Below are 22,388 nucleotides of genomic sequence, written 5' to 3'. Positions count from 1 at the left end.
CAGAGCGTTACGAAAATCTGCGAGCAGATACGTAATTATTGCTGCTGAGTGATGGCATCGCCCAGCTTGATTTTGGCTTCTTTACGCAGGTTGCTCATCATCGCTTCGAAAGCAATCTGGGCATTGTTCTGGGTGATACCCTGAACCATTGCTTTCCTTTGCGCTTCTGGCATGGTGCCGGCTTTCACTTCATCCAGCGCCAGCAGAACGACGTTCCCCTGCATGTCGGTTGTTGTCCCGAAGCTCGGTTTGTCTTTCGCTGGCAGGCTCAGACCAAACACAGCCTGGCTGATTGGGTCCTGACCGGTACGGCTCAGCGTTTTCGCGTCACCGAAGCTCAGACCCGCCGCTTTAAGGGCGTCTTCTTTACCGGCTTTCAGGTCAGCCAGGATCTTCTCAGCATCCAGTTTTGCCTGCTGTTCCGCTTTGCTATGTTTAACCTGCGCCACAACCTGATCTTTCACTTCCGCCAGCGGTTTTATCGCTTCAGGCTTGTGCTCGCTCACGCGCAGAACAAACGCACGGTCACCGTCAACGGTAATGATATCGGAGTTGCTGCCCGGCGTACCGTTCTCACCCACGAGACCACCGTTGAAGATGGCATCCGAAACCGGTTTGAAGTTCAGCTCTTCCGGCAGGTTGTCACGGCCAAACCAGCCGGTCTCAACCGCTTTCACGCCAGCAGCCTGCTCTGCACCGGCCAGAGATTCGTTGTCGTTGCTCGCCGCATCGCTCACTTTCTGCTGCAGGGCATAGTACGCATCAAGCGCTTTTTCCTGCTTCACTTTGGCGGCGATATCATCACGCACCTCAGCCAGAGGTTTGGTTTTAGCGGCTTCGATATCATCCAGACGCGCAACCAGGAAACCAACGGACGATTTAATCACACCCGACAGCTGACCCTTGTCTTTCAGACCGGCATTTTTCAGCTCATCCGGCGTAGTCGCCGCTTCCAGCCAGCCCATATCGCCGCCATTTTTGGCAGAAATGATGTCGGTGGATTTTGCTTTCGCAACGGTGGCGAAATCTGCGCCTTTGTTCAGCTCATCCAGCACCGCTTTGGCATCGGCTTCGGTTTTGGTCTGAATCACGCTGTAGCGGTTACGCTGCGGCTGAGTGAACTGATCCTGATGCTGATCGTAGTAAGACTGGATTTCTGCATCAGTCGCGGTTTCCTGCAACGCAGCAGCATCCAGCTTGATATAGCTCACGCGGAACTGCTCAGGTGCAACAAAGCTGTTTTTATTCTGCTCGTACCAGGCGTTAACCTCTGCGTCGCTCACCTGCTGCTTCGCCGCGAGCGCATTCACATCGATGGTCGCCTGACGCACAACACGCTGCTGTGCCACCAGGGCTGCCAGTTCGTCAGTTTCACCCTTAAGCATGAAATCAGTACCAACCACCGCATTGATGAGCTGTTGCGTCGTCAGCTGGTTACGCAGCGCCTGCGCGTATTGATCGGCCGTCATGCCCATCTGATTCACAATGCTGTTATAGCGAGCGTTGTCGAACTTGCCGTTAGACTGGAAAGCCTGAGTCGAGAAGATGGCTTTTTTAACCTGCTCATCGCTGATACCCAGACCCAGTTTTTTGGCATATTGATCGAGGAGCGCTTCGTCAATCAAGCGGTTCAGCGTCTGCTGGCGCAGGGTTTTCATGTATCCTTCGTTCGCAGCCAGCTCAGAGAATTGGTCGCCCAGCTGTTGCTGCATACGGTTACGTTCACCGGCAAACGCGTTCTCGAACTGACCGCGGCTGATTTCCTGGCCGTTCACTTTTGCGGCATAGTTTGCGCCACCGCCGATAAGGTAACTGCTCACGCCGGTCAATATGAACGACACGATAATGATACCGAAAATAATCTTGAGCACGAGACTGTTAGCAGCCGTGCGTAAGCTGTCCATCATGGTGTAACAACACTCCGCTGTAGGTGACTGGTTACCTGACGCTAACGGAAAATCCTGACCGTCGCGCGTAAAGGCGTATTGTGACAAGAAAACGGGGCGATTGTCAGCCCACAACTCGCATAAACTCGCACAAATCAGGTCTGGACAAATAAAAAAGGCACATCAAATGATGCGCCCTTGTACTTTTCGGCTTCCCTGAAACGGGAAAGCAATCAGTTTACTGCGTCTTTCAGCGCTTTACCTGCACGGAAACCCGGCACTTTAGCGGCAGCAATGGTGATCTCTTTACCGGTCTGAGGGTTGCGGCCAGTACGGGCAGCACGCTCTTTAACAGCAAAAGTACCGAAGCCTACCAGTGCAACGTCGTCCCCAGCCTGCAGAGATTCAGTAACAGAAGCAATTAATGCATCTAACGCACGTCCAGCTGCAGCTTTAGAAATATCAGCACCAGCAGCAATTTTGTCAATCAGTTGAGATTTATTCACTGTTCTCTTCCTCTCTTTATAATTTATATCGCGCCTGAATCCTTCACAACGCGACCGCGCAGCAGTTATATCAGGCCTGCCATGACCTTACAACACCCGTTGTTGATGGCTGACCTAATCAGCAATCTAAATTAGCTATACAAAAAAAGGCTGGCAAGTGCGAAATGACTTACCAGCCTTGTTTTTATTGACGCTCTTTGCGCGAGGTCACTATTTTGCGGTCACAACCTGCATTCCGGAGGGTTCATTCTGCAATGCGAGAGTAAGAACCTCCTCAATTCGCTTAACAGGATGGATCTGCAGATCGGCAATCACGTTGTCCGGAATCTCTTCCAGATCGCGTTTATTTTCGTAAGGAATCAATACGGTTTTGATCCCACCACGATGTGCCGCCAGCAGTTTTTCTTTTAACCCACCAATTGGCAGAACCTGACCACGCAGGGTAATTTCACCAGTCATTGCGACATCAGCGCGCACAGGGTTCCCTGTGAGACAGGAGACCAGTGCGGTACACATCGCGATACCGGCGCTTGGGCCATCTTTCGGCGTTGCCCCTTCCGGGACGTGAACGTGAATGTCACGTTTTTCGTAGAAATCCGGGTTGATCCCCAGTTTCTCCGCACGTGCGCGAACCACGGTCAAGGCCGCCTGGATGGACTCCTGCATGACTTCACCCAAAGAACCGGTGTAGGTCAGCTTACCTTTACCTGGTACACAGGCGGTTTCGATGGTCAGCAGATCGCCGCCCACTTCCGTCCATGCCAGACCGGTGACCTGACCCACGCGGTTTTCGTTGTCCGCACGACCATAGTCGAAACGCTGAACGCCCAGATAGGCATGCAGATTGTCGCCGTTAATGGTGATATGCTTCAGGCTCTTATCCAGCAGCAGCTGTTTCACCGCCTTACGGCACAGTTTAGAGATTTCACGCTCAAGGCTACGCACGCCCGCTTCGCGAGTGTAGTAGCGAATGATGCCGATAATCGCGCTGTCCTCGACGGTCAGTTCGTTGGCTTTCAGTGCGTTACGCTCAATCTGTTTCGGCAGCAGATGCTGCTTCGCAATATTCAGCTTCTCGTCTTCGGTATAACCAGACAGACGGATCACTTCCATACGATCCAGCAGCGGTGCCGGAATGTTCATGGAGTTGGAGGTTGCCACGAACATCACATCGCTCAGATCGTAGTCCACTTCCAGGTAGTGATCGCTGAACGCCACGTTCTGTTCTGGATCAAGCACTTCCAGCAGAGCCGAGGCCGGATCGCCACGCATATCCGACGACATTTTGTCGATCTCATCGAGCAGGAACAGTGGGTTTTTAACCCCTACTTTCGCCATCTTCTGGATCAATTTACCCGGCATAGAACCGATGTAGGTACGACGGTGGCCGCGGATTTCCGCTTCGTCGCGTACGCCACCCAGCGCCATACGGATATATTTACGTCCGGTCGCTTTCGCAATCGACTGACCCAGAGAGGTTTTACCTACCCCTGGCGGTCCAACCAGACAGAGGATTGGGCCTTTCAGTTTGTTTACACGGCTTTGTACCGCAAGGTACTCAAGGATGCGGTCTTTAACACGCTCCAGGCCGTAGTGGTCGGTATCCAGGATCTCCTGCGCCTGACGCAGGTCTTTTTTGACCTTGCTGCGGGCATTCCACGGCACCTGAACCATCCACTCGATGTAGCCACGCACCACCGTCGCTTCAGCCGACATCGGAGACATCATTTTCAGCTTCTGCAGTTCAGCTTCCGCTTTCTCTTTGGCCTCTTTCGGCATTTTTGCCGCGTCGATCTTACGCTTCAGCGCTTCGTTTTCGTCCGGCGCGTCGTCCATCTCGCCGAGCTCTTTCTGAATGGCTTTCATTTGCTCATTCAGATAGTACTCACGCTGCGATTTTTCCATCTGCTTTTTTACGCGATTGCGAATACGCTTCTCAACCTGCAGCAGATCGATTTCAGACTCCATCATCGCCATCAGATATTCCAGACGTTCGTTAACGTCGGACATCTCCAGCACGGACTGTTTGTCCGCCAGCTTCAGCGGCATATGCGCTGCGATGGTGTCCGCCAGACGTGCGGGATCGTCGATGCTGTTCAGCGACGTCAGCACTTCTGGTGGGATTTTCTTGTTCAGCTTGATATAGCCTTCAAACTGGCTAATCGCGGTGCGCACCAGCACTTCCTGCTCGCGCTCATCAAGCTGAGGCGAATCAAGGTACTCTGCCTTGGCAGAGAAATGTTCGCCATTGTCAGACAGGGTGGTAATACGCGCACGCTGCAGGCCTTCTACCAGCACCTTAACGGTGCCGTCAGGCAGCTTCAGCATCTGCAAAATAGAGGCCACGGTCCCGACGGTGAAAAGATCGTTTACACCCGGCTCATCCGTCGAAGCTTCCTTCTGCGCAACCAACATGATTTTTTTATCATGATCCATGGCGGCTTCGAGGCAACGGATAGATTTTTCCCGCCCTACAAATAAGGGTATGACCATGTGCGGATAAACCACCACATCGCGCAACGGCAATACGGGGATTTCAATGCGTTCAGAACGCTCAGGATTCATAGAGCTCTCTCTTAGTTTAGTGTCCGCCAGGTAAACTGGTCATGTAACTGTGCTTCACACAACCATTAACATGTAATCCAGTATATGGGGATGTTTCCCACACATTCAACGCCATGAATACGGAAAAAGTAAAGGGGAGATAAAATCCCCCCTTTTTGATTAACTGCTTGTATGATTTGGTGAATTATTCGCCAGATGCCTGCTGCGCTTCCGGTTTCCCGTAAATCAGCAGCGGCTTGCTTTGACCACCGATAACGGACTCGTCGATAACCACTTTTTCGACATCTTCCATGGAAGGCAGGTCGTACATGGTATCAAGCAGCGCGGCTTCAACGATGGAACGCAGACCACGGGCACCGGTTTTACGGATCATCGCTTTCTTCGCAATTGCATCCAGCGCTTCATCACGGAATTCCAGCTCAACGCCTTCCAGGTTAAACAGCGCCTGATACTGCTTGGTCAGCGCGTTTTTCGGCTCTTTCAGGATCTGGATCAGGGCTTCTTCACTCAGTTCATTCAGCGTAGCCACAACCGGCAGACGCCCAATGAATTCTGGGATCAGACCAAACTTGATCAGATCTTCTGGTTCAACCTGAGACAGCAGTTCGCCTTCGTTCGCTTTCTCGGATTTGGCCTTCACCGTTGCGCCAAAACCAATGCCGGAGCCGGTTTCAACACGGTGGGAGATAACTTTATCCAGACCGGCGAAAGCACCGCCACAGATGAACAGGATCTTGGAGGTATCAACCTGCAGGAACTCCTGCTGCGGATGTTTACGGCCACCCTGCGGGGGCACTGCGGCAACGGTCCCTTCGATCAGCTTCAGCAATGCCTGCTGTACACCTTCCCCTGATACGTCACGGGTGATAGACGGGTTGTCTGATTTACGGGAGATCTTGTCGATCTCATCGATATAGACGATCCCGCGCTGGGCTTTCTGTACGTCGTAATCGCACTTCTGCAGCAGTTTCTGGATGATGTTTTCCACATCTTCACCCACGTAACCGGCCTCGGTCAGGGTGGTGGCATCCGCCATGGTGAACGGCACATCCAGCAGGCGTGCGAGCGTTTCAGCCAGCAGCGTTTTACCGGAACCGGTTGGGCCAATCAGCAGAATGTTACTTTTACCCAGCTCAACGCCATTGCTGGTATCACCGTTACGCAGGCGTTTGTAGTGGTTATATACCGCTACCGCCAGCACTTTCTTAGCCTGCTCCTGACCGATGACATAGTCATCAAGATGATGACGAATTTCATGCGGTGTCGGCAGCGCGCTACGCTCACGGTGAGGCGCTACTTCTTTAATCTCTTCGCGAATGATGTCATTACATAAATCAACACATTCGTCGCAGATATACACGGACGGCCCGGCAATCAGTTTACGCACTTCATGCTGGCTTTTGCCGCAAAAAGAGCAGTACAGCAGTTTGCCCGAACCATCTTTGCGTTTATCTGTCATGAGTCCAAACCTCTTTTTAAGTTCTTTGTGCCGCACATGACGACGCAAATGCCATTTTCAGACGCAAGCTGCTCTCAAGCAGAGTGCCGCTTTACCTTAGTATAGCGGCACACTCGCGTCGCGGGCATCAATTACGATGGGTCAAAATGGAGTCGACTAAGCCGTACTCAACTGCCTCTGAAGCAGAGAGGAAGCGATCGCGCTCGGTATCGCGCTCGATCTGCTCAAGAGATTGACCCGTATGCTGCGCCATAAGTTCATTCATGCGCGCTTTTACTTTGAGAATTTCGCGGGCGTGGATTTCGATATCCGTCGCCTGCCCCTGGTAACCACCCAGCGGCTGGTGAATCATCACACGGGAATTCGGCAGGCAGAAACGTTTGCCTTTTGCCCCTGCGGTTAACAGGAAGGCACCCATAGATGCTGCCTGACCCATACAGATAGTGCTCACATCAGGCTTGATGAATTGCATGGTGTCATAAATGGACATACCTGCCGTAATCACGCCGCCTGGGGAGTTAATGTACAGGTAAATGTCTTTTTCCGGGTTTTCCGCTTCCAGAAACAGCATCTGCGCCACGATCAGGTTCGCCATGTGGTCTTCCACCTGGCCGGTCAGAAAGATAACGCGTTCCTTGAGCAGACGGGAATAGATATCAAAAGAACGCTCACCACGTGAGGTCTGTTCAATAACCATTGGCACCAGAGCCATATGGGGTGCAAAGTTATCTCGTTCGCCACTGTATGACATTTCCGTCTCCTGGATCAAAATTGAAAACACCTGCTGTACTGATTGTAACCTTACGGACGGATTATCAGCCAGTCTCATTCATCTGATTACACACTTATGGGGTTTACATTGCCCTATTTCAAGCATAACAACCTTTTGTTGTTACGCTAACACCGAAAGGGCGTTTTAGCACCCTTCCAGGGCTATTGGTGCGATAAAAAAAACCCGTTGCCGGAAGGCAACGGGTTTTTGTTCAAACTTTAAACCTTCGGGGCGAAATTACGCCTGCTGGTTCATCAGTTCGTTGAAAGAGGTCGCTTTTTCGGTCACTTTCGCTTTCGCCAGTACCGCTTCAACAGCCTGCTCTTCCAGGGCAACATTGCGCATGTTGTCCATCAGCTCTTTGTTCTTACCGTAGAACTCGATAACTTCTGATGGATCTTCGTATGCAGAAGCCATCTCTTCGATCAGGCCTTTCACACGCTCTTCGTCAGCTTTCAGCTCGTGGGTACGAATCACTTCGCCCAGCAGCAGACCAACAACAACGCGGCGTTTTGCCTGCTCTTCGAACAGCTCGCGTGGCAGTTCCATCGCTTGCTGCTGGTTGCCACCGAAACGCTGTGCAGCCTGACGACGCAGTACGTCGATTTCGCTGTCGATCAGCGCAGCTGGAACGTCGATTTCGTTCGCCTTCACCAGACCTTCGATAGCCTGAGATTTCACACGGTTACGCACAGCGCCGTTCAGCTCGCGTTCCATGTTTTTACGTACTTCAGTACGCAGACCGGCAACAGAACCATCTTCCACGCCGAAACGCTTGATGAATTCTTCAGTCAGTTCTGGCAGCTCGCGCTCTTCCACTTTCTTCAGGTTGATGACGAACTTCGCTGCTTTACCTTTCAGGTTTTCAGCGTGGTACTCTTCAGGGAAGGTCACGTCGATGGTGAACTCTTCGCCCGCTTTGTGGCCTTTGATACCGTCTTCGAAGCCCGGGATCATACGACCCTGACCCATTGCCAGTACGAAGTCAGTCGCTTTGCCGCCTTCGAACTCTTCGCCGTCTACAGAACCGGTAAAGTCGATGGTGACGCGGTCTTCAGCGTCAACAGCGCCTTCTTTCTCTTTCCAGTTAGCCTGCTGCTTACGCAGGGTATCCAGCATGCCGTCAACATCTTCGTCGGTCACGGAAACAATCGGTTTTTCAACTTCGATAGATTCCAGACCTTTCAGTTCTACTTCCGGATACACTTCGAACTCTACAGAGTAGGTGAAGTCTTCGCCCAGTTTGTATTCGCCTGGAACGTAGTTCGGCGCACCGGCCGGATTGATCTTTTCTTTGATGATCGCATCGATAAAGTTGCGGCTCATCAGTTCACCCAGCACATCCTGACGCACGGAAGCGCCATAACGCTGAGCAACAACATTCATTGGTACTTTGCCCTTACGGAAGCCGTCAATACGTACTTTTTTTGCTACGTTGACCAGCTCGCTTTTCACAGCAGTTTCGATGCTGTCAGCAGCGATAGTAATCGTTACACGGCGGCCAAGGCCTTGAGTGGTTTCAACTGAAACTTGCATCTTGTTACCTCAAAAAAATCACAGTGCTCGGTCAACTCTGAATCTGTCTGTTTTACCGGGATGCTCTCTTAGTGCAGATTCACATTCCCTGTCGCCAGAATCATCCCGAAGACATTCAATAAGACGCGGCATTATAGCGGCATCACTTAGGTGAGTCGAGAACGGTTGGGGCATGTTGCTGCGGCTTTTTTCACACTTTAAGGCTATTTTTAGCCTTAAAATCGCACCATCCGCTCAAAACTCAGACAAAACAAAACGGCCCGAAGGCCGTTTTGAGGAAATCTGTAAGCAACATACTGGAAAAACTCCAGCGGTTGCAAATCCGATTTATCAGGCGATGGTGCCTGCACCGCGACAAGGCGGGGATGCAAAAACCGTATCCTGCAAGCCTTCCCACTCCTTAATGGTGTAGGTATGCAATGCCAGCGCATGTACGGTTGTGGAGAGTTCTTCCGTCAAGGTGCTGTAGATCAAGCGGTGTCGGTTCAGGAAACGTTCTCCCGTGAAGCGATCGCTAACCAGAACCACTTTGAAGTGGCTTTCAGAACCTGCCGGCACGTTATGACGATAGCTTTCGTCGACGACTTCGAGGAACACAGGGTTGAACGCTGCCCTTAATTTATCTTCTATCTGCTCACGTATCATCATGAAATTACTCCTCCGACAACGCCAGGATGTCACCCATCCCTTTAAATGTTAGCCGCTTTTACCGGTTCCATTACAACAAGACAACAAATATTTAGCTTTCGTCTTATTTTCTCATTCAAACGAATGAAGTTCACTGTGAGGCTCATACGTTTTGTCACACACAGGTTGAGAAAAAGGGCGAACTGGTCAGTTTTCAGACAAGGCGATGAATTTACATGCGTTGACCACTTCCCCTGGCCGTTAGCGATGTTATGATGGCGGCAATTTTTCTCTATATGCTTACGATTCGTTGAGAACCCGAAAATGTTAAAAAAACTCTTCTTTCCGTTGGTAGCCCTCTTTATGCTGGCAGGCTGCGCTACCCCGCCAACAACTATTGATGTCTCACCAAAAATCACGCTGCCTCAGCAGGATCCAAGCCTGATGGGCGTGACCGTGAGCATTAACGGTGCCGATCAGCGTCAGGATCAGGCCCTGGCGAAAGTGACCCGCGACAACCAGCTGGTGACGTTGACCGCTTCCCGTGACCTGCGTTTCCTGCTGCAGGAAGTGCTGGAGAAACAGATGACCTCTCGTGGTTACATGATTGGCCCAAGCGGCGCGGTTGATCTGCAGATCATCGTTAACAACCTGTACGCTGACGTTTCCCAGGGTAACGTGCGCTACAACATCTCCACCAAAGCGGACATCGCCATCATCGCTACCGCGAAGAACGGCAACAAGATGACCAAAAACTATCGTGCCAGCTACTCCGTAGAAGGTGCTTTCCAGGCCTCTAACCAAAACATTGCGAACGCCGTAAACAGCGTGCTGACCGATACCATCGCCGATATGGCGCAGGACACCAGCATTCACGACTTTATCAAGCAAAACGCGCGTTAATCCTGCTGACTGACCCGGTGTTCTACCGGGTCAGTTTTTAAGAACATGTCCAGTCATTACTTACGCATTTTCCAGCAACCCAAATCAGCCATTCTGCTGATCCTTGGCTTTGCCTCCGGTTTACCCCTCGCGCTCACTTCCGGCACGTTGCAGGCCTGGATGACGGTTGAGAATATCGATCTCAAAACCATTGGCTTCTTCTCGCTCGTCGGCCAGGCGTATGTCTTTAAGTTCCTGTGGTCGCCGGTGATGGATCGCTACACCCCGCCGTTCCTGGGCCGTCGTCGTGGCTGGCTGGTGATGACGCAGGTCCTGCTGTTGCTGGCCATTGCCGCCATGGGATTCCTTGAGCCGTCGACACAGCTTCGCTGGATGGCGGCGCTTGCGGTGGTGATCGCCTTCTGTTCCGCGTCACAGGATATCGTGTTTGATGCCTGGAAAACGGACGTGTTACCCGCAGAAGAGCGTGGAGCCGGTGCAGCCATCAGCGTGCTGGGCTATCGCCTCGGCATGTTGGTATCTGGTGGGCTGGCGCTGTGGCTGGCTGACCGCTATATGGGCTGGCAGGGCATGTACTGGCTGATGGCCGCCCTGCTGATCCCGTGCATTATTGCCACCCTCCTCGCCCCTGAACCGAGCGACGTGATTCCGGTCCCCCGTTCTCTGGAGCAGGCCGTTGCCGAACCGCTGCGTGATTTCTTTGGCCGCAACAATGCCTGGCTGATCCTGCTGCTCATCGTCCTTTATAAGCTGGGTGATGCCTTCGCGATGAGCCTGACCACCACGTTCCTGATCCGCGGCGTCGGGTTTGATGCCGGTGAAGTGGGAGTGGTTAACAAAACCCTCGGGCTGTTTGCCACTATCGTCGGCGCACTTTACGGCGGGGTGTTGATGCAGCGCCTGACCTTGTTCCGGGCGTTGCTGATCTTCGGCATTCTGCAGGGGGCGTCTAACGCGGGTTACTGGCTGCTGTCGATTACCGATAAACATATGATTAGCATGGCGGCAGCAGTGTTCTTTGAGAACCTGTGTGGCGGAATGGGTACCGCGGCGTTTGTCGCCCTGCTGATGACGCTCTGCAACAAGTCGTTTTCTGCAACGCAGTTCGCCCTGCTCTCGGCGCTTTCTGCCGTGGGCCGCGTATATGTGGGGCCGATTGCCGGTTGGTTTGTTGAAGCGCACGGTTGGCCAACGTTTTATCTCTTCTCCGTGGTTGCAGCCGTGCCAGGCATTTTATTGTTGCTGGTCTGCCGCCAGACGCTGGAATATACCCAGCGAACAGAACACTTTATGCCGCGAACGGAATATCAGCGCGCCTACCGTTTTGCGCTACGCCTGTTAATGGTGGGATGTCTGACGCTGGGGTTATGGCTCGTGGTGCTCATCATCAATGCCACTACCCCCCTGGTGCTTCCTCTTGAAGCCCTTCTCCTTGATGTCGGCGCCCTGCTGGCGGTCGTCGGGATCCTGCTCGGTGGGCTGCTCGATTTTCTGGCTCTGCGTAAAACGCAGACAACCTGAAGATAAAAGCGAAAGGTTATTTCCCGTTGTAATCACCGGCCGAAATTATAACGGTGAAATAACCGACAAACGCTAAAAAAAATATTTGTTGTTTTGTGCGGGATAGGATTCGGAAATTATTGGAGCCATTTCTTTCAGGCTATTTTTCATTAAACGATTCAGCTTAGGAAAGATTGAATTTTCGTTTTTTAATTGTCTTTTTATTGATAATTAATTGTTAATTTTTTGTTTATTTTTAACAATGGTTATACCAATTGCCCCTTTTAGAGTATGCTTGGGGGTCCTTTCGTTATAAAGCCCATGCCATGCGGCTTCGGTCATAAAAACCGACATAATTTGCAACACTTGTGACACGTGCGGCAGAACCCGGTAACACCTTCCTGACACAGGCCTAATGATGTTTACAGTAATGTAACCTTCCCGTAAAATGCCCCCACACTTTAAACGCCACCAGACTCCCGTGGAATTGAGGTCGTTAAATGAGACTCAGGAAATACAATAAAAGTTTGGGATGGTTGTCATTATTCGCAGGCACTGTATTACTCAGTGGCTGCGATTCTGCACTACTTGACCCCAAAGGACAGATTGGACTGGAACAACGTTCACTGATACTGACGGCATTTGGCCTGATGTTGATTGTGGTTATTCCAGCCATTTTGATGGCTGTTGGTTTCGCCTGGAAGTATCGTGCGAGCAATAAAGATGCGAAGTATAGCCCTAACTGGTCACACTCCAATAAAGTGGAAGCTGTGGTCTGGACGGTTCCTATTCTGATCATCCTGTTCCTCGCTGTGCTGACCTGGAAAACCACTCACGCACTTGAGCCAAGCAAACCGCTGGTTCACGATGAAAAACCAATTACCATCGAAGTGGTCTCCATGGACTGGAAATGGTTCTTCATCTATCCAGAGCAGGGCATTGCTACCGTGAATGAAATCGCCTTCCCGGCGAACACTCCGGTTCAGTTCAAAGTGACCTCCAACTCCGTAATGAACTCCTTCTTCATCCCACGTCTGGGTAGCCAGATTTACGCGATGGCTGGTATGCAGACCAACCTGCACCTGATCGCGAATGAAGCAGGCACCTATGATGGTATCTCCGCCAGCTATAGCGGCCCGGGCTTCTCAGGTATGAAGTTCAAAGCTATTGCGACGCCGGACCGTGCCGCTTTCGACCAATGGGTTGCAAAAGCGAAGCAGTCTCCAAACACCATGTCTGACATGGCGGCGTTCGAAAAAGTGGCTGCACCTAGCGAATACAACAAGGTGGAGTACTTCTCTAACGTGAAACCTGATTTGTTCAAAGACGTTATTGGCAAATTTATGGATCACGGCAAGAGCATGGACATGACCCAGCCTGAAGGCGAGCATAGCGCACATGAAGGTATGGAAGGCATGGACATGAGCCACGCGGAAACCGCTCACTAAGGGGCCGAGGAAGAAAATGTTCGGAAAATTGACACTGGATGCAGTGCCCTACCATGAACCGATTATCATGGTTACGGTGGCTGCCATTATCATCGGTGGCGCGGCCTTACTGGCCTTAATCACTTACTTCGGTAAGTGGAGCTACCTGTGGAACGAGTGGCTGACTTCGGTTGACCACAAAAAACTCGGTATCATGTACTGCATCGTCGGTATCGTCATGTTAATTCGTGGCTTTGCGGATGCGATCATGATGCGTAGCCAGCAGGCACTCGCGTCTGCGGGTGAAGCCGGCTTCCTGCCACCGCACCACTACGACCAGATCTTTACCGCTCACGGCGTTATCATGATCTTCTTCGTGGCGATGCCGCTGGTTATCGGTCTGATGAACGTTGTCGTTCCGCTGCAAATTGGCGCGCGCGACGTTGCGTTCCCGTTCCTGAACAACCTGAGCTTCTGGTTTACGGTTGTCGGCGTTATCCTGGTTAACCTGTCACTGGGCGTGGGCGAATTCGCTCAGACCGGCTGGCTGGCTTACCCACCGCTGTCAGGAATTGAGTACAGCCCGGGCGTTGGCGTTGACTACTGGATTTGGGCGCTTCAGCTCTCCGGTGTCGGTACCACCCTGACCGGTATCAACTTCTTCGTGACCATCCTGAAGATGCGTGCGCCTGGTATGACCATGTTCAAGATGCCGGTATTTACCTGGGCATCTCTGTGCGCCAACGTACTGATTATCGCATCCTTCCCAATTCTAACCGTCACCATCGCGCTGCTGACCCTGGACCGCTACCTGGGCACCCATTTCTTCACGAATGACATGGGTGGCAACATGATGATGTACATCAACCTGATTTGGGCCTGGGGTCACCCGGAAGTGTACATTCTGGTTCTGCCTGTCTTCGGTGTGTTCTCCGAAATCGCAGCAACCTTCTCGCGTAAACGTCTGTTTGGTTACACCTCTCTGGTGTGGGCAACCGTCTGTATTACCGTTCTGTCGTTCATCGTTTGGCTGCACCACTTCTTTACTATGGGTGCGGGCGCGAACGTAAACGCCTTCTTCGGTATTACCACCATGATTATCGCCATCCCTACCGGGGTGAAGATCTTCAACTGGCTGTTCACCATGTACCAGGGCCGTATCGTGTTCCACTCAGCGATGCTGTGGACCATCGGCTTCATCGTCACCTTCTCCGTAGGTGGGATGACCGGCGTACTGCTGGCGGTACCGGGTGCTGACTTCGTTCTGCACAACAGTCTGTTCCTGATTGCGCACTTCCATAACGTTATCATCGGTGGCGTGGTCTTCGGCTGCTTCGCTGGCGTAACCTACTGGTGGCCAAAAGCGTTCGGCTTCACGCTGAACGAGAAATGGGGTAAACGCGCGTTCTGGTTCTGGATCATTGGCTTCTTCGTAGCATTTATGCCGCTGTACGTGCTGGGCTTCATGGGTATGACCCGTCGTCTGAGCCAGCAGATCGATCCGCAGTTCCACCCAATGCTGATGGTTGCAGCGGGCGGTGCCGCGCTGATTGCCTGCGGTATTCTGTGCCAGTTGATTCAGTACTACGTGTCCATCCGTGACCGTAACCTGAACCGCGACCTGACCGGTGACCCATGGGGTGGCCGTACGCTGGAGTGGGCGACCTCTTCTCCACCTCCGTTCTATAACTTTGCCGTAGTGCCGCACATTCACGAACGTGATGCATTCTGGGAAATGAAAGAAAAAGGTGAAGCGTACAAGCAACCTGACCATTACGAAGAGATCCATATGCCGAAAAACAGCGCAGCGGGCATCGTGATTGCCGCTTTCGCAACGGTATTTGGTTTCGCAATGATCTGGCACATCTGGTGGATGGCGATTGTTGGCTTCGCTGGCATCGTAATCAGCTGGATTGTGAAGAGCTTTGACGAGGACGTGGACTACTACGTACCAGTCCGTGAAGTTGAAAAGCTGGAAAATCAGCATTTCGACGAGATTTCTAAAGCGGGGCTGAAAAATGGCAACTGATACTCTGGCGCACTCGACTGCCCACGCGCATGAACATGCGCACCACGATACAGGACCGACGAAAGTCTTCGGGTTCTGGATCTACCTGATGAGCGACTGCATTCTGTTCTGCTGTCTGTTCGCAACCTATGCCGTTCTGGTGAACGGCACAGCGGGCGGCCCGACCGGCAAGGACATTTTTGAACTGCCGTTCGTTCTGGTTGAAACCGCACTGCTGTTATTCAGCTCCATCACCTACGGCATGGCGGCTATCGCCATGTACAAAAACAACAAGAGCCAGGTTGTCTCCTGGCTGGCGTTGACCTGGTTGTTTGGTGCTGGATTCATCGGGATGGAAATCTATGAATTCCATCACCTGATTATGGAAGGCTTCGGGCCGGATCGCAGTGGCTTCCTGTCTGCGTTCTTCGCACTGGTCGGTACCCACGGTCTGCACGTGACCTCCGGTCTGATCTGGATGGCGGTTCTGATGTTCCAGATCTCCCGTCGCGGCCTGACCAGCACTAACCGTACCCGTATCATGTGCCTGAGCCTGTTCTGGCACTTCCTGGACGTGGTCTGGATCTGTGTGTTCTCTGTTGTCTATCTGATGGGGGCGATGTAATGAGTCATTCAAACGATCATGGCGCTTCCCACGGTAGCGTAAAAACCTACATGACAGGTTTTATCCTGTCGATCATCCTGACGGTGATCCCGTTCTGGATGGTGATGAGCGGTTCTGCGTCTAAGCCGGTTATTCTGGGTGCAATCCTGGTGACCGCGGTGATTCAGATTCTGGTGCATCTGGTTTGCTTCCTGCACATGAACACCAAGTCCGATGAAGGCTGGAACATGACGGCTTTCATCTTTACCGTGATTATCATCGCTATCCTGGTAGTCGGTTCCATCTGGATTATGTGGAACCTTAACTACAACATGATGGTTCACTAAGAGCGGCGAGTATGTTTAAGCAATACCTGCAAGTAACGAAACCAGGCATCATCTTTGGCAACCTGATCTCCGTGATCGGAGGGTTCCTGCTGGCCTCCAAAGGCAGCATTGATTACACCCTCTTTATCTACACGCTGGTCGGTGTGTCACTGGTTGTTGCGTCCGGTTGTGTATTTAACAACTACATCGACATGGATATCGACAAGAAGATGGAAAGGACCAAAAATCGGGTGCTGGTGAAAGGCCTGATCGCCCCTTCCGTCTCGCTGGTGTACGCCACCTTGCTGGGTATTGCTGGCTTTATGCTGCTGTGGTTTGGTGCTAACCCGCTGGCCTGCTGGCTGGGGGTGATGGGGTTCGTGGTGTATGTGGGCGTCTACAGCCTGTATATGAAGCGTCACTCCGTCTACGGCACGCTGATTGGTTCTCTCTCCGGCGCTGCGCCGCCGGTGATTGGCTACTGCGCCGTCACGAACGAGTTCGACAGCGGTGCGCTGATCCTGCTGGCTATCTTTAGCCTGTGGCAGATGCCGCACTCCTATGCCATCGCGATTTTCCGCTTTAAGGATTATCAGGCAGCGAACATTCCGGTTCTGCCGGTCGTGAAAGGTATTTCCGTTGCCAAGAACCACATCACGCTGTACATCATCGCCTTTGCCGTGGCAACGCTGATGCTCTCGCTGGGAGGTTACGCCGGGTATAAATATCTGGCGGTGGCCGCAGCGGTAAGCGTCTGGTGGCTCGGTATGGCCCTGCGCGGTTACAAAGTGGAAGATGACAAAGTCTGGGCGCGCAAACTGTTTGTGTTCTCGATTGTTGCCATCACCTCGCTGTCCGTGATGATGTCCGTGGACTTTATGGTGCCGGATTCGCATAACCTGCTGACTTACGTCTGGTAAGCCACAACAGGTGAATAAAGGGGTGCTTCGGCACCCTTTTTTATTCACTGAATCTATCAATAACGCATGTAATATTTGTTAAATAACCCTTTATTTACCCCGCCCCTTCCCCGCACTACACTATGGCCTGCTTTTGAATTGAGGTGGCAATGAACGATTATAAAATGACACCGGGCGAGCTGCGTGCGACCTGGGGTTTAGGGACTGTTTTCTCGCTACGGATGCTTGGCATGTTTATGGTCCTGCCTGTTCTGACCACATACGGCATGGCATTGCAGGGCGCCAGCGAAGCGCTGATTGGCCTGGCGATTGGTATTTATGGTCTGGCTCAGGCGGTATTCCAGATCCCGTTTGGTCTGCTCTCTGACCGCGTCGGCCGCAAGCCGCTCATTGTCGGTGGTTTGCTGGTTTTTGTGCTCGGTAGCATCATCGCCGCCCTCTCCCACTCCATCTGGGGAATTATTCTTGGCCGCGCCCTGCAGGGCTCCGGCGCGATTGCCGCCGCCGTGATGGCGCTGCTGTCGGATTTAACCCGTGAACAGAACCGTACCAAAGCGATGGCATTTATCGGCGTGAGCTTTGGCGTCACGTTTGCGATTGCGATGGTGCTCGGCCCCATTATTACCCACACGCTTGGCCTGCACGCCCTGTTCTGGATGATTGCCGTGCTGGCGACCATCGGTATTGCCTTAACGCTGTGGGTGGTACCGGACAGCAAAAACCACGTCCTCAACCGTGAATCCGGGATGGTCAAAGGCTGCTTTAGCAAGGTACTGGTTGAGCCGCGCCTGTTGAAGCTTAACTTCGGCATTATGTGTCTACACATTCTGCTGATGTCGACCTTTGTCGCCCTGCCCGGTCAACTGGCTGCCGCAGGTTTCCCGGCGGCAGAACACTGGAAAATCTATCTGGTGACGATGGTGATTTCGTTCGTCTCGGTGGTACCGTTTATTATCTATGCCGAAGTGAAGCGCAAAATGAAGCGCGTTTTCATTGGCTGTGTGGCGGTATTGCTGATTGCCGAGATCGTGCTCTGGGGCGCTGGCCCCCACTTCTGGGAACTGGTTGCCGGTGTGCAGCTCTTCTTCCTGGCGTTTAACCTGATGGAAGCCCTGCTGCCGTCACTGATCAGCAAAGAATCCCCTGCCGGTTATAAAGGCACGGCGATGGGGATTTACTCCACCAGCCAGTTCATCGGCGTGGCCATTGGCGGTGCCCTCGGCGGCTGGGTCGACGGCCTGTTTGATTCCCAAACCGTCTTCCTCGCAGGCGCACTGCTGGCGACGGTCTGGCTGCTGGTTGCCGGTACCATGAAAGAGCCGCGCTACGTCAGTAGCCTGCGGGTAGAAATTCCTGACGACGTTGAGATTAACGATGCGCTGAAACAGCGTCTTGCATCGACAGAGGGCGTGAGTGAAGTGCTTCTCGCGGCAGAAGAGCGCAGCGCGTATGTCAAAATAGACAGTAAGGTGACAAACCGCTTTGAAGTTGAACAGGCGCTGAAAGCCTGAAAAAAAGCCCGGTTAAACCGGGCTTTTTCGTTTTAATCGCGGAAGTTTTTAAACTGGAACGGTTGTCCCAGATCGCCGCCGCGCACCAGCGCCATGACGGACTGCAGATCATCACGGGATTTTCCGGTAACACGAATTTCTTCGCCCTGGATCTGCGCCTGAACCTTCAGCTTGCTGTCTTTGATGAGCTTAACGATTTTCTTCTGAACCGCGCTCTCAATGCCCTGCTTCAGTTTGGCTTCAACAAACCAGGTTTTACCGCTGTGCACGAACTCTTCCGGTACATCCAGCGAGGTCCCTTCAATGCCGCGTTTTAACAGCTTGGCACGCAGAATATCGAGCAGCTGGTTGACCTGGAAATCAGATTCGCTCAGCACCTTAATGGTCTTATTGGCATCGTTCAGCTCAAACGAGGCTTCAACGCCACGAAAATCGAAACGTGACTCAACTTCGCGGGTTGCGTTTTCTACGCCGTTGCGAACTTCCTGGATATCAACTTCGGAAACAATATCGAAAGATGGCATCTTTTCTTCTCCCTTCATTTTTGTTGCGTTGCATAATACCCGCTACGAGGCATAACTCAACAGAAGCTTAGCTGACGGCGCTATACTTAGGCCGTAACACCTGGCGCAGTTGCAGGTGAGGAGGAACAATGAAAATTACAGTGCTCGGATGCGGAGCCCTTGGTCAACTCTGGCTGACCGCACTATGCAAGCACGGACACGAAGTTCAGGGCTGGCTGCGCGTACCTCAGCCCTATTGCAGTGTAAACCTGATTGGTGAAGACGGAAGTATCTTTAACGAATCCCTCACCGCGAACGATCCTGATTTCCTGGCGCATAGCGACCTGCTGCTGGTGACGCTCAAAGCGTGGCAAGTTTCAGATGCAGTAAAAGCGCTGGCCGCCCAGCTTCCCCCCACGTCGCCCGTTTTATTACTGCATAACGGCATGGGGACGATTGATGAACTGAAAAGCATTGTGCAGCCGCTGCTGATGGCCACCACCACGCATGCCGCGCGCCGCGACGGCAATATCATTGTGCACGTGGCCAGCGGCGTCACGCATATTGGACCTGCCCGGGATGAGGACGGCGACTACAGTTATCTGGCAGACACCCTGCAAACGGTGCTTCCGGACGTGGCCTGGCACAACAACATCCGCCCTCAGCTGTGGCGTAAGCTGGCCGTTAACTGTGTGATCAATCCGCTGACGGCGCTGTGGGACTGCCCGAACGGGGAACTGAAGCACCATCCGCAGGAGGTTGCCACCCTCTGTGCTGAAGTCGCCTCGGTGATCGAGCGTGAAGGCTTACACACATCGGCGGATGATTTACGCTATTATGTTGAGCAGGTTATTGATAGTACGGCAGAAAATATCTCATCCATGTTGCAGGATGTTCGGGCGCTACGCCACACGGAAATCGACTACATCACCGGCTATCTGTTAAAACGCGCCCGCGCACACGGTATCACTGTGCCGGAAAACGCCCGCCTGTATGACCTGGTAAAACGTAAGGAGAGTGAATATGAGCGCGTCGGCACTGGTTTGCCTCGCCCCTGGTAGCGAAGAGACAGAAGCGGTCACCACCATCGATATCATGGTGCGTGGTGGTATTCAGGTGACCACCGCCAGCGTCGCCAGCGATGGCAACCTGGCTATTACCTGCTCCCGAGGAGTGAAACTCCTCGCGGATGCGCCACTGGTACAGGTGGCCGACGGGGACTATGACATCATCGTGCTGCCCGGCGGCCTGAAAGGGGCGGAGTATTTTCGCGACAGCACTCTGTTAGTCGAAACCGTCAGACAGTTTCATCTGTCGGGACGTATCGTTGCTGCCATTTGTGCCGCCGCCGGTACCGTGCTGGTTCCGCATAATATCTTTCCCATCGGTAACATGACCGGTTTCCCGGGGCTGAAAGAGACCATCCCGGAAGAGCAATGGGTGGATAAACGCGTCGTCTGGGATCCGCGCGTCAACCTGCTCACCAGCCAGGGGCCAGGTACCGCGATAGACTTTGGCTTAAAGATTGTTGACCTGCTGGTCGGGCGAGAGAAAGCCTACGAAGTCGCCTCAACGCTGGTGATGGCGGCGGGGATTTATAACTACTATGAAGAGTAGTGCAAAGAAAAGCCGGGGTGGCGGTAGGTAAAAGCAAAACGGCAACCTCAGGTTGCCGTTTTTAATGTTTGCGCCCTCTCCCCGTGGGAGAGGGTCGGGGTGAGGGCATCAAGCCACACACACACCCGCAAAAAACTACGGGCGATACACCTTCACATTCGCAAAGCCCTGCTCACGCAGATACAGCGCCTGCAGGCGGCTCATCACCCCACGCTCACACCACAGCAGGTATGTTTTGCTCTGGTCGAGGTCGCCAAATTTGGTGCTCAGCTTATAGAACGGCAGAGAAACCACTTCCACCCCTTCCACCTGTAGCGGCTTGTCGTCCTGCTCATCAACGGAGCGGATATCCAGAATCGCGTCGTTGGCACCGAAACCGCTCACGGTTTCAACTTCAACCACTTCCTGCTCGGTCTGCTGGGCAATCTCACGGATGTCGATGTTGGAGGCTTCTTCCACCACTTTATCCAGAATGCTGAAATCGAAGTGCTCTTCTTCCGCTTCGATCTTCGCTTTTACCGCTTTGACCGTCGGGCTCTTCGAAATCACGCCGCAGTACTCTGGCATGGTACGGGCAAAATCTTCAGTGCCGATTTCGCGCGCCAGATCGATGATGTGCTCTTTGTCATGAGAGATCAGCGGACGCAGGATCAGGGTGTCAGAGACATTGTCGATGAGACGCAGGTTGGTCAGCGTCTGGCTGGAAACCTGACCCAGCGCTTCACCGGTGACCAGCGCCTGCACACCGTAGCGTTCCGCTACTTTAGAGGCCGCACGCACCATCATACGCTTGAGGACCACGCCCATCTGGCCGTCATCCACTTTCTCCAGGATTTCGCCAACCACTGGCTCGAAGTTGATCGCCACAAAGCGCACGCGGTGCGAGCTGCCAAAGCGATTCCATAGATAGTGTGCCACCTGACGCACGCCGATTTCATGCGCCGCGCCGCCCAGATTAAAGAAGCAGTAATGCACACGGCAGCCGCGACGCATCAGCATGTAGCTGGAGACGCCAGAGTCGAAACCACCGGAAATCAGGGACAGCACATCTTCCTGGGTACCGATTGGGAAGCCGCCGATACCTTCATAACGCCCTTTCACCAGCAGCAGGCGATCGTTTTCGATCTCCAGGTTCACAGTGACATCCGGGTTGGTCAGACGCACGCGCGCCGTTTCAACATGCTGGTTCAGACCGCCGCCAACGTAACGTTCCACCTCGATAGAGCTGAATTCGTGCTTGCCGCGGCGCTTCACGCGCACGCAGAAGGTTTTGCCTTCGATCTGGTCGCGATACTGCACCAGCGCTTTTTCGAAGATGTCATGCAGGGAAGTGAACGGAACATCTTCCACTTCCAGAATATGGTGAATACCCGGAATACGGGTCAGCGCGTCGCGAATGTCCTGACGTTTGTTTTCATCTTTCGCGCGAACTTCAACGTGATCCCAGTGGCGCACCACGGCGAGGGTTTCGTCGTAGTGTTTTAAAACGTTACGAATGTTCCCGGTGAGAATTTTAATAAAGCGCAAACGCACAGATTGGCTTTTGATGGTGATTTCAGGGAACAATTTAATGATAAACTTCATGGCGGCAATGTTTCTTAGGCAAGCGTATTAAGGCTTGTAATGGAAAATAATATTACAGCCCACACCCGTGGCTGCATCCAGGCGCGCAAGTATACCACCATCGCGCCGTTCCTGTGCACATTGCGCGTTATTTG

The 22,388-nt window shown here is 52.8% G+C and carries 19 protein-coding genes; 10 read left to right on the top strand and 9 right to left on the bottom strand.

Annotated elements, in window-relative coordinates:
* Positions 1-35: 35 nt before the first annotated feature.
* The 7 genes from ppiD to bolA all read right to left on the bottom strand — a co-directional run bounded on the left by ppiD (position 36) and on the right by bolA (position 9,372).
* On the bottom strand, positions 36-1,907 hold the full coding sequence (ppiD, locus tag ECL_RS05835; RefSeq protein ID WP_013095860.1) for a peptidylprolyl isomerase: 1,872 nt from the start codon (positions 1,905-1,907) through the stop codon (positions 36-38).
* Between the two features lie 212 nt (positions 1,908-2,119).
* Positions 2,120-2,392, bottom strand: a complete 273-nt coding sequence (hupB, locus tag ECL_RS05830; RefSeq protein ID WP_002444653.1) for a nucleoid-associated protein HU-beta — start codon at positions 2,390-2,392, stop codon at positions 2,120-2,122.
* 210 nt (positions 2,393-2,602) lie between these two features.
* Positions 2,603-4,957 carry an endopeptidase La gene (lon, locus tag ECL_RS05825; protein WP_013095859.1) on the bottom strand — a complete coding sequence of 785 codons (2,355 nt, stop codon included), beginning with the start codon at positions 4,955-4,957 and terminating at the stop codon, positions 2,603-2,605.
* A 184-nt stretch (positions 4,958-5,141) separates the two neighbouring features.
* Positions 5,142-6,416: an ATP-dependent protease ATP-binding subunit ClpX gene (clpX, locus tag ECL_RS05820; protein ID WP_013095858.1), complete on the bottom strand. Its 1,275-nt coding sequence runs from the start codon at positions 6,414-6,416 to the stop codon at positions 5,142-5,144.
* Between the two features lie 127 nt (positions 6,417-6,543).
* Positions 6,544-7,167, bottom strand: coding sequence for an ATP-dependent Clp endopeptidase proteolytic subunit ClpP (gene clpP / locus ECL_RS05815; protein ID WP_013095857.1), 624 nt, complete (start codon positions 7,165-7,167; stop codon positions 6,544-6,546).
* Between the two features lie 258 nt (positions 7,168-7,425).
* Positions 7,426-8,724, bottom strand: coding sequence for a trigger factor (gene tig, locus ECL_RS05810; protein WP_013095856.1), 1,299 nt, complete (start codon positions 8,722-8,724; stop codon positions 7,426-7,428).
* Positions 8,725-9,054: 330 nt separating this feature from the next.
* Positions 9,055-9,372 carry a transcriptional regulator BolA gene (gene bolA, locus ECL_RS05805; RefSeq protein WP_013095855.1) on the bottom strand — a complete coding sequence of 106 codons (318 nt, stop codon included), beginning with the start codon at positions 9,370-9,372 and terminating at the stop codon, positions 9,055-9,057.
* Between the two features lie 303 nt (positions 9,373-9,675).
* Here bolA and ECL_RS05800 point away from each other — a divergent pair, with 303 nt between their 5' ends.
* The 8 genes from ECL_RS05800 to ECL_RS05765 all read left to right on the top strand — a co-directional run bounded on the left by ECL_RS05800 (position 9,676) and on the right by ECL_RS05765 (position 18,550).
* Positions 9,676-10,254, top strand: coding sequence for a lipoprotein (locus tag ECL_RS05800; protein ID WP_013095854.1), 579 nt, complete (start codon positions 9,676-9,678; stop codon positions 10,252-10,254).
* A gap of 45 nt (positions 10,255-10,299) precedes the next feature.
* Complete coding sequence (gene ampG, locus ECL_RS05795; RefSeq protein ID WP_013095853.1) at positions 10,300-11,775, top strand: muropeptide MFS transporter AmpG; 1,476 nt, start codon at positions 10,300-10,302, stop codon at positions 11,773-11,775.
* Between the two features lie 479 nt (positions 11,776-12,254).
* Positions 12,255-13,202, top strand: a complete 948-nt coding sequence (gene cyoA / locus ECL_RS05790) for a cytochrome o ubiquinol oxidase subunit II (protein ID WP_013095851.1) — start codon at positions 12,255-12,257, stop codon at positions 13,200-13,202.
* Between the two features lie 16 nt (positions 13,203-13,218).
* Complete coding sequence (gene cyoB, locus ECL_RS05785; protein WP_013095850.1) at positions 13,219-15,210, top strand: cytochrome o ubiquinol oxidase subunit I; 1,992 nt, start codon at positions 13,219-13,221, stop codon at positions 15,208-15,210.
* Entirely contained in the window at positions 15,200-15,814 is a 615-nt protein-coding gene (locus tag ECL_RS05780) for a cytochrome o ubiquinol oxidase subunit III (protein ID WP_003859057.1), read from the top strand. Before cyoB ends, ECL_RS05780 begins: the two co-directional genes overlap by 11 nt.
* Entirely contained in the window at positions 15,814-16,140 is a 327-nt protein-coding gene (locus ECL_RS05775) for a cytochrome o ubiquinol oxidase subunit IV (RefSeq protein ID WP_006176899.1), read from the top strand. Before ECL_RS05780 ends, ECL_RS05775 begins: the two co-directional genes overlap by 1 nt.
* An 11-nt stretch (positions 16,141-16,151) precedes the next feature.
* Complete coding sequence (gene cyoE / locus ECL_RS05770; RefSeq protein WP_013095848.1) at positions 16,152-17,039, top strand: heme o synthase; 888 nt, start codon at positions 16,152-16,154, stop codon at positions 17,037-17,039.
* Positions 17,040-17,188: 149 nt separating this feature from the next.
* Complete coding sequence (locus ECL_RS05765) at positions 17,189-18,550, top strand: MFS transporter (RefSeq protein WP_013095847.1); 1,362 nt, start codon at positions 17,189-17,191, stop codon at positions 18,548-18,550.
* 32 nt (positions 18,551-18,582) lie between these two features.
* Here the strand turns inward: ECL_RS05765 and ECL_RS05760 are convergent, their stop codons facing one another.
* A complete protein-coding gene (locus tag ECL_RS05760) occupies positions 18,583-19,074 on the bottom strand; it encodes a YajQ family cyclic di-GMP-binding protein (RefSeq protein ID WP_008503327.1) in 492 nt (163 codons plus the stop codon).
* A 128-nt stretch (positions 19,075-19,202) separates the two neighbouring features.
* Between ECL_RS05760 and panE the strand changes: the two genes are divergently transcribed.
* A complete protein-coding gene (panE, locus tag ECL_RS05755; protein WP_013095846.1) occupies positions 19,203-20,114 on the top strand; it encodes a 2-dehydropantoate 2-reductase in 912 nt (303 codons plus the stop codon).
* Positions 20,077-20,670 carry a protein deglycase YajL gene (gene yajL / locus ECL_RS05750; protein WP_013095845.1) on the top strand — a complete coding sequence of 198 codons (594 nt, stop codon included), beginning with the start codon at positions 20,077-20,079 and terminating at the stop codon, positions 20,668-20,670. The genes panE and yajL overlap by 38 nt, the downstream gene beginning before the upstream one ends.
* A 135-nt stretch (positions 20,671-20,805) precedes the next feature.
* On the opposite strand, the gene thiI is transcribed toward yajL, so the two are convergent.
* Positions 20,806-22,254 carry a tRNA uracil 4-sulfurtransferase ThiI gene (thiI, locus tag ECL_RS05745; RefSeq protein WP_013095844.1) on the bottom strand — a complete coding sequence of 483 codons (1,449 nt, stop codon included), beginning with the start codon at positions 22,252-22,254 and terminating at the stop codon, positions 20,806-20,808.
* Positions 22,255-22,388: the final 134 nt, after the last annotated feature.

This window comes from Enterobacter cloacae subsp. cloacae ATCC 13047 (assembly GCF_000025565.1).
In the GTDB taxonomy this organism is placed as follows: Bacteria; Pseudomonadota; Gammaproteobacteria; order Enterobacterales; family Enterobacteriaceae; genus Enterobacter; species Enterobacter cloacae.
Note: the sequence above shows the minus strand (reverse complement) of the source record. Positions and strands in the feature narration are given on the sequence as shown.

What these genes read in the sequence shown, in the direction of transcription:
- yajL (WP_013095845.1), top strand. Translation starts at nt 20,077, where the DNA reads ATGAGCGCGTCGGCACTGGTTTGCCTCGCCCCTGGTAGCGAAGAGACA.
- bolA (WP_013095855.1), bottom strand. Translation starts at nt 9,372, where the DNA reads ATGATGATACGTGAGCAGATAGAAGATAAATTAAGGGCAGCGTTCAAC.
- clpP (WP_013095857.1), bottom strand. Translation starts at nt 7,167, where the DNA reads ATGTCATACAGTGGCGAACGAGATAACTTTGCACCCCATATGGCTCTG.
- ECL_RS05760 (WP_008503327.1), bottom strand. Translation starts at nt 19,074, where the DNA reads ATGCCATCTTTCGATATTGTTTCCGAAGTTGATATCCAGGAAGTTCGC.
- ECL_RS05775 (WP_006176899.1), top strand. Translation starts at nt 15,814, where the DNA reads ATGAGTCATTCAAACGATCATGGCGCTTCCCACGGTAGCGTAAAAACC.
- ppiD (WP_013095860.1), bottom strand. Translation starts at nt 1,907, where the DNA reads ATGATGGACAGCTTACGCACGGCTGCTAACAGTCTCGTGCTCAAGATT.
- panE (WP_013095846.1), top strand. Translation starts at nt 19,203, where the DNA reads ATGAAAATTACAGTGCTCGGATGCGGAGCCCTTGGTCAACTCTGGCTG.
- thiI (WP_013095844.1), bottom strand. Translation starts at nt 22,254, where the DNA reads ATGAAGTTTATCATTAAATTGTTCCCTGAAATCACCATCAAAAGCCAA.
- ECL_RS05765 (WP_013095847.1), top strand. Translation starts at nt 17,189, where the DNA reads ATGAACGATTATAAAATGACACCGGGCGAGCTGCGTGCGACCTGGGGT.
- tig (WP_013095856.1), bottom strand. Translation starts at nt 8,724, where the DNA reads ATGCAAGTTTCAGTTGAAACCACTCAAGGCCTTGGCCGCCGTGTAACG.
- cyoB (WP_013095850.1), top strand. Translation starts at nt 13,219, where the DNA reads ATGTTCGGAAAATTGACACTGGATGCAGTGCCCTACCATGAACCGATT.
- clpX (WP_013095858.1), bottom strand. Translation starts at nt 6,416, where the DNA reads ATGACAGATAAACGCAAAGATGGTTCGGGCAAACTGCTGTACTGCTCT.
- ECL_RS05780 (WP_003859057.1), top strand. Translation starts at nt 15,200, where the DNA reads ATGGCAACTGATACTCTGGCGCACTCGACTGCCCACGCGCATGAACAT.
- cyoE (WP_013095848.1), top strand. Translation starts at nt 16,152, where the DNA reads ATGTTTAAGCAATACCTGCAAGTAACGAAACCAGGCATCATCTTTGGC.
- cyoA (WP_013095851.1), top strand. Translation starts at nt 12,255, where the DNA reads ATGAGACTCAGGAAATACAATAAAAGTTTGGGATGGTTGTCATTATTC.
- ECL_RS05800 (WP_013095854.1), top strand. Translation starts at nt 9,676, where the DNA reads ATGTTAAAAAAACTCTTCTTTCCGTTGGTAGCCCTCTTTATGCTGGCA.
- ampG (WP_013095853.1), top strand. Translation starts at nt 10,300, where the DNA reads ATGTCCAGTCATTACTTACGCATTTTCCAGCAACCCAAATCAGCCATT.
- lon (WP_013095859.1), bottom strand. Translation starts at nt 4,957, where the DNA reads ATGAATCCTGAGCGTTCTGAACGCATTGAAATCCCCGTATTGCCGTTG.